Consider the following 6,349-nt stretch of genomic DNA (forward strand, 5'->3'; position numbering starts at 1 on the left):
GATCGAAAGCGTGACTACATAGATATTCAGGCAACTTCAACTAGAAACAGGACACTTTGAAGTAATATTTATCAGCCTTCACTCGCCGTTGGTATTTGTGTAAGCTCACAGATTGCATCAGTGCAAAAATACTAGCAAAAGCTTAGGAATGAGGACTAAATAAACTGCAATTGTTCCTTTGGTAGGGGCAATTCATGAATTGCCCCTACCAAAGGTTGCGATGAGTGCAGATTTGTATATTATTAAATCCTCATTCCTTAGTTAGGCTACCCATCAAGGGTACCGCATTTTTCTTGACATCGAAGCTGTGCCGCTCAGGATTTATATAATTAGAGTTATGAAACATCTATTTAAAGTCTCTCGATCGCTACTAGTTACCTACTATGCCTATATGTTGGAGTATCGAGCCGAATTGCTCCTCTGGGCACTTTCAGGGTCGCTACCGTTCATTCTGATGGGAGTTTGGACACAAGCCGCACAAACAGGGGATTTTGGATTATCTTCGATCGAGTTTGCCCGCTATTTTCTCGCTGTTTATCTCGTCCGCCAACTGACGGTTGTATGGGTAATTTGGGATTTTGAGCGCGAAATTGTCGATGGGAAACTATCTTTTCGGTTGTTGCAACCATTAGATCCCGTCTGGCATCATATCTGGTCGCATATTGGCGAACGTTTTGCTAGATTGCCATTTATTTTTGGGTTGGTGGCTCTATTCTTCTGTCTTTATCCGACCGCATTTTGGATGCCGAGCTTAGGGACGCTGGGATTATTTGCGATCGCGAGTGCCTGTGCATTGGCATTACAATTTTTGATTCAATATACCTTAGCAATGTTTGCCTTTTGGACTGAAAAAGCTAGCTCGATCCAAGAAGTTTCATTTTTGATTCATCTATTTTTATCGGGCGCGATCGCACCGCTCGAAATCTTTCCACCAGAGGTACGATCGTTTGCACTGTGGACGCCATTTCCTTATATTATCAACTTTCCAGCGAGTATTATCACTGGGCTGAAAGTCGATCTGATGCATAATTTTGGCATCATGTTTATTTGGATATTTTTGTTCTCGATCGTCAATCGCTGGCTCTGGCGCAAAGGTTTGCAGCAGTATTCAGGGATGGGAGCGTAATATTAGTTGATAATTGATAATTGATAATTGATAAATCCATTCCCTACCCCTTACCCCTAACCATGTCTAGATATTTACATCTAATTCAGATTTTCTGGAAGACGGCGATCTCAGCGGAGTTAGAATATCGGCTAAACTTTGTCTTTGCAGCATTGAGTAGTTTGGGTGGACTTGCTGGTAGTTTATTCAGTCTATTTTTATTTTATCGCAAAGGCTATACTTTCCAGGGTTGGCAATGGCAAGAAGCATTAATTGTGGTTGGTATTTTTACATTTTTAGAGGGATTTTCTAGCACCTTTCTGGCGAGTAATCTCAATCGAATTGTCAAGCACGTCCAAAATGGCACCCTGGATTTCGTTTTGCTCAAGCCCATTAGTTCGCAGTTTTGGCTGTCCTTCAATAGTTTCTCCTTGTGGGGGGTGCCAGATATGCTATTTGGGCTGGCAATTATCTTCTACGCTGGCAGTCTGCTCGGTGTGGGGATCGGTGGTTATCTGCTCGGTGCCATCCCACTGGTATTTGGGGTGGTAATTATCTATAGTCTGTGGTTTATCCTCGGTGCCACGAGTATTTGGTTTACCAAGATTTATAATATTACCGAGGTATTGCGGGGTCTACTCGCTGCCGGACGTTTTCCGATCGGGGCTTATCCGCCTGCATACCGCTTCTTTTTTACGTTTGTGGTACCAGTCGCCTTTCTGACGACGGTGCCAGCTCAGACGCTCTTGGGACGGGGCGATCTGGTGTGGATTGCTAGCGGCGGTTGTCTGGCCGTAGGATTGCTGCTCTTGTCAAATTACTTTTGGCGGTTTGCGTTGAGATTTTATACTAGTGCTTCGAGTTAGGGGATTGTGAATAGTGAATAGTGAATAGTGAATAGGGTGGGAATAGCGAATAGGGTGGGAATAGGTTTTAGGATTTCAGGACGCTAGCGTCCCCATTATTTGCCACTATCCACTATTCACTATTCACTTTCCACTTACTTATATTGCTTAAAAATTTCCTCCGTCTTAGCCGCCATAATCAAATCGTTCATGTGCAAGCCGCCAACGGTATGCGTCCACCAGGTGACGGTGACTTTACCCCATTCAGTCAAGATGGCGGGGTGGTGGGATTGAGTCTCGGCTAATTCACCAATGGTATTGGTAAAAGCGAGGGCAGTTTTAAAATCTTTAAATTTATATAGTCGTTCGATCCGTTGTTCGCCTTTGACTTCGTAATGACACCAGTCGGGGATCTGGGGTTGAAAGGCATCAATTTCGGTCTGGGTAATCGCTGTTTCACCACCGAGGCAAGGAATACACTTTTGTTGAGTGAGATTTGTCATGGATAGGTGCTCCTGTAAAATTGTAATATCCCCACTAATTAACAACTAGTGGGGATATTTTAACTATCAATGATTATCGATCGACTATCAACTGCCGACTACATCAGGTGCGCCTTGAGCTGTTGGCGTCTGCGGTGTGGCAGATCCGAGTTCGAGCAGTTCTGGTACCGTCACGAACTTATAACCCTGAGCGCGCAGCTTGGCAATAATAATCGGGACGGCTTTGGCGGTATTGGTATGACTGCCGCCACCATCATGCATCAGGACGATACCACCAGGGGTAGCACCGGAAACGACGGTTTTAATCATCGCTTCTGTGGATGGTCGTTTGGGATGGCTGTCGCCAGAATCCACCGACCACATATTGACAGATTGATTGTGCTTGTGGGCGTAAGCCACCAGACCATTAGTTAACACACCTCCTGGTGGTCGGAAGTATTCGGTTTCAACATTTAGGACTTCTTTGATGATTTTGGCGGTATCTTCAATTTCGCGTTGGGCTACCAACGGACTCATCTGTTTATACCAATGGTGGAGGGTATGATTGGCGATAACATGACCATCAGCGAGGACTTTTTTGCCAATTTCAGGAAAAGACTTGAGCGGTTGGCCGATCATGTAGAAGGTCGCCTTGACATGTTCTTGTTTGAGAGTTGCTAAAATCTGCTCGGTAGTTTCCGGCCAAGGGCCATCATCGAAGGTGAGGGCGATTACTTTCTCAGAGCCAGGTACGGAGACATCTTTGATGGTTTTCGCTTGAAAGTTTTTGGGGACATCGAAGTTCAGCGGAATGGTACTAGCGATCGCCCTAGTCACATCTACCGTTTTGGCAATCCCCGTATTGGCAATTAATGCACTCTCCGGCACGTTACTAAAAAAAATAGCGTGCAAAATGGCAACGGCGGCAAAAGACATGGCCGCGATTGCCAGCCACAGCATTTTACCTGGTAGTAACCGCTCGGTTCGATCTTGATGTTTACCTCTAGCCAACTTAGCAACTCCTGACACTTCTAAAACGGTTTACTCTGGACTCTTCGTGCCGATCACCCGAACTATCCTGTTTGCTCGCACACTAAAACTGAGTCTAATTCTCTCGCATTTGGAGACAAAATGTATTGATGGTAGCGAAAAATACCTATTTTTATAAATTCACCGATCGTGACAGAATTGCAGTATTGACTGGTTGTCATCGTTCCCACCGTCGGACTATCTATAATATAGGTATGAGCGATCGATTCCCCAGTTGTTTGCGAGTTAGGTCGCTAGGCAGCGTGGTGACATGAGATCGAATTTCTGTTGCTAAACTTAGCTGTGACGATCTCCAAGATCTGGATTAAGCCCTATGACCCAACTGCAAGTAGTAACACAGCAAATCTCGATTGAGTCCCCAGGCTCCAACATCTCGGCCTATCTTGCCATCCCTGAAGGCGCAGGTCAATTTCCAGGTATTATCGTACTCCAGGAAATCTTTGGGGTCAATCCCCATATTCAGGCTGTCACCGAGCGGATTGCTCAGTTGGGTTATGTGGCAATTGCACCAGCGTTATTCGAGCGAGTAGCACCAGGGTTAGAGCTGGGATACACGAGTAATGATGTCGAATTAGGCCGCAGCTACGCTGAAAAAACCACTGCCTCACAGCTACTTGCCGATATTCAATCTGCAATCGATTATCTCAAAACACTCCCCCAAGTCGCCCCCCATTTTGGCTGTATTGGCTTTTGTTTTGGCGGACATGTGGCTTATTTAGCCGCAACCTTGCCAGATATTACTGCGACAGCTTCGTTCTATGGGGCGGGAATTACTACCCTTACTCCTGGCGGTGGCGAGCCATCAGTGAGTCAGACAGGTGCGATCGCGGGTACGATGTATATGTTCTTTGGTATGGATGATGCTAGCATTCCCCCCACACAGATTGCCCAAATTGAAGCTGCGCTGACCCAAAATGATATCCCCCATCAGATTTGGCAGTATCCAGGTGCCCAACATGGCTTCAATTGCGATCTACGGGCTAGTTACAATCCCGCTGCGGCTGCATCAGCTTGGCAACATGTCGAGGAATTATTCCAGCAACTAACACGATCTAGGCTTTAGGGCATAGGTGGTAGTGAATAGTGGATAGTGGATAGTAGATAGTGCAACAAACAATTATCGATCTTCTCGTCCCCAAGTCTCCGTCTCCGTCTCCAACTCTCAACTCCCAACTCATAATGAACCAGACTAAAACTACCTCAACCGAAATCTTTTCCATGGATGACTTTGCTAAAGCTTTAGATGCTGAAGTCGTCAGTTTTGAGAAAGATCAATTAGTCCGAGGTAAGATTCATAGTTATGATAGCGATGGTGTCTATGTAGATATCAATGGCAAATCCCTAGCATTCGTGCCGGCTGAGGAAGTTGCCGCAGATGAATCGGCAGATTTATCGGTATTATTACCGATCGGTGACGAACAAGAATTTCTGATTATTCGCGAACAAAATGCCGACGGCCAAGTTACACTTTCCAAACGCCAATTGCAGGTCAGATATGCTTGGAATCAAGTTGATGAAATTCAAAGTAATAAAGAATCGATCCAGCTCAAAGTAACTGGCGTCAATAAAGGTGGTGTCACGGTGAATTTCCAAGGCATTCGTGGCTTCATTCCCCGCTCTCAATTACTCGAACGCGATCTCGACTCGTTGGTCGGCACGAGTATTCCTGGTGTGATTATTGAAGCCAACAAAGATAAAAATAAGTTGGTCTTCTCCCAGCGCAAAGCGACACGGACAGCTAATTTCAGTCAACTAGAACGGGGGCAGTTAGTAACTGGTATTATTGTTGGACTTAAACCGTTCGGTGCCTTTGTCGAGTTTAATGGTAGTACTGGCTTAATTTACATCAAACAAATCAGCGAAAATCGGGTCGAAGCTTGCGAAAAGTTATTTACGATCGGTCAAGAAATCAAAGCAATGATTATTGACTTAGATGAAGGTAACGGCAAAATTTCACTCTCTACTAGAGTCCTGGAAAATCACCCTGGTGAAATGCTCGAAAAAATGTCAGAGGTGATGGCATCTGCCGAAGCCCGTAGCGAACGTGCGGCGAAGAAATTATTTGGGAACTAAGGCTATTTACCGCGATCATTAGTGCCAAACCGATCGCCACGAACGAACTTCACCTGCTCGAACGGTGATAAAAATACCAGCCGATTAATTAATTGGCTGGTGAGATAGCTGTGTTGGGAGGAGAAAACTCGTTCCTTAGACTCTGCCAAAAACTTGTGTCGGCTCGTTTATCACTGAGCGGACTGTTAATGCTAGATGTTAAAGCTTGTCGTTATTCTCTTATTAAGAATTGTAACAAACATCTTGTCAAAATACAAGTAATCCTTCTAGATCGAGTTTCTAGGAGGATTGCTGGGAGCGACTAAATTAAAAATCTATGCCCTGAAGAACAGTCGGGGAGCGAAAAATTCACATAAAGCTGGGGAAGGGGAAAAGTAAGGGAGTCGATAGTAAAACGTCACTGCACTACTTACCAACTCCCACACGATCAATTAAACCACCCTGTACGCTCTGAGGAGACTAGATTGCTTAGAGTCTGATCGAATACAGTTGCTATTAGCTTAACCTTTCTAATTAATATTCTAAAGATCGAAAAGTAACTAAAAAGTCAGCTTTCAATATGTATGCTTTGGATAGACAGTTAAATATCCCGATCGATAGATGCTGGGCGATAGACACTAAGCTGGCACTGTATAAGCGATCAGCTGTCCGATCCGCTGGCGAAGTGTTTCTAGACTCAGGCGTTCTGAGGCAGAGATAAATACCGCATTGGGGAATTCTTCCTCCGCTTGCGCCAATCGTTCGCTATCCACTCGATCGATCTTATTAAACACGATCAGGGATGGTCCTGGGGC

General features: G+C 45.0%; 7 protein-coding genes and 1 pseudogene. 4 read left to right on the plus strand and 4 right to left on the minus strand.

Annotated features, from left to right (window positions below):
- Positions 1-337 precede the first annotated feature (337 nt).
- Together RMO27_RS18805 and RMO27_RS18810 are read left to right on the plus strand one after the other, a co-directional pair.
- Positions 338-1,126 (plus strand): ABC-2 family transporter protein, encoded by a 789-nt coding sequence (locus RMO27_RS18805; RefSeq protein WP_309735364.1) that lies wholly within the window; start codon positions 338-340, stop codon positions 1,124-1,126.
- Positions 1,127-1,188: 62 nt separating this feature from the next.
- Positions 1,189-1,971, plus strand: coding sequence for an ABC transporter permease (locus RMO27_RS18810; protein WP_309735366.1), 783 nt, complete (start codon positions 1,189-1,191; stop codon positions 1,969-1,971).
- Between the two features lie 134 nt (positions 1,972-2,105).
- Here RMO27_RS18810 and RMO27_RS18815 read toward each other — a convergent pair whose 3' ends face one another.
- Both RMO27_RS18815 and RMO27_RS18820 read right to left on the minus strand, forming a co-directional pair.
- The gene (locus RMO27_RS18815; RefSeq protein ID WP_309735368.1) at positions 2,106-2,453 is read right to left on the minus strand and encodes a 4a-hydroxytetrahydrobiopterin dehydratase; all 348 of its coding nucleotides are present in this window, start codon (positions 2,451-2,453) and stop codon (positions 2,106-2,108) included.
- Positions 2,454-2,540: 87 nt separating this feature from the next.
- The gene (locus RMO27_RS18820; RefSeq protein ID WP_309735370.1) at positions 2,541-3,461 is read right to left on the minus strand and encodes a polysaccharide deacetylase family protein; all 921 of its coding nucleotides are present in this window, start codon (positions 3,459-3,461) and stop codon (positions 2,541-2,543) included.
- A gap of 334 nt (positions 3,462-3,795) precedes the next feature.
- Between RMO27_RS18820 and RMO27_RS18825 the strand changes: the two genes are divergently transcribed.
- Entirely contained in the window at positions 3,796-4,545 is a 750-nt protein-coding gene (locus tag RMO27_RS18825; RefSeq protein ID WP_309735372.1) for a dienelactone hydrolase family protein, read from the plus strand.
- 116 nt (positions 4,546-4,661) lie between these two features.
- Complete coding sequence (locus RMO27_RS18830; protein ID WP_309735375.1) at positions 4,662-5,555, plus strand: S1 RNA-binding domain-containing protein; 894 nt, start codon at positions 4,662-4,664, stop codon at positions 5,553-5,555.
- A gap of 2 nt (positions 5,556-5,557) precedes the next feature.
- Here RMO27_RS18830 and RMO27_RS18835 read toward each other — a convergent pair whose 3' ends face one another.
- Both RMO27_RS18835 and RMO27_RS23970 read right to left on the minus strand, forming a co-directional pair.
- Positions 5,558-5,704: a hypothetical protein gene (locus tag RMO27_RS18835; protein ID WP_309735377.1), complete on the minus strand. Its 147-nt coding sequence runs from the start codon at positions 5,702-5,704 to the stop codon at positions 5,558-5,560.
- Positions 5,705-6,172: 468 nt separating this feature from the next.
- Positions 6,173-6,349, minus strand: a pseudogene (locus RMO27_RS23970) (GTPase HflX); the annotation flags it as partial.

Source organism: Chamaesiphon sp. OTE_75_metabat_556 (genome assembly GCF_031378165.1).
Lineage (GTDB): Bacteria > Cyanobacteriota > Cyanobacteriia > Cyanobacteriales > Chamaesiphonaceae > Chamaesiphon.

Bases quoted from the DNA above. Each gene is read 5' to 3' on its own strand.
- RMO27_RS18805 (WP_309735364.1), top strand. From the start codon at position 338: ATGAAACATCTATTTAAAGTCTCTCGATCGCTACTAGTTACCTACTAT.
- RMO27_RS18810 (WP_309735366.1), top strand. From the start codon at position 1,189: ATGTCTAGATATTTACATCTAATTCAGATTTTCTGGAAGACGGCGATC.
- RMO27_RS18815 (WP_309735368.1), bottom strand. From the start codon at position 2,453: ATGACAAATCTCACTCAACAAAAGTGTATTCCTTGCCTCGGTGGTGAA.
- RMO27_RS18825 (WP_309735372.1), top strand. From the start codon at position 3,796: ATGACCCAACTGCAAGTAGTAACACAGCAAATCTCGATTGAGTCCCCA.
- RMO27_RS18830 (WP_309735375.1), top strand. From the start codon at position 4,662: ATGAACCAGACTAAAACTACCTCAACCGAAATCTTTTCCATGGATGAC.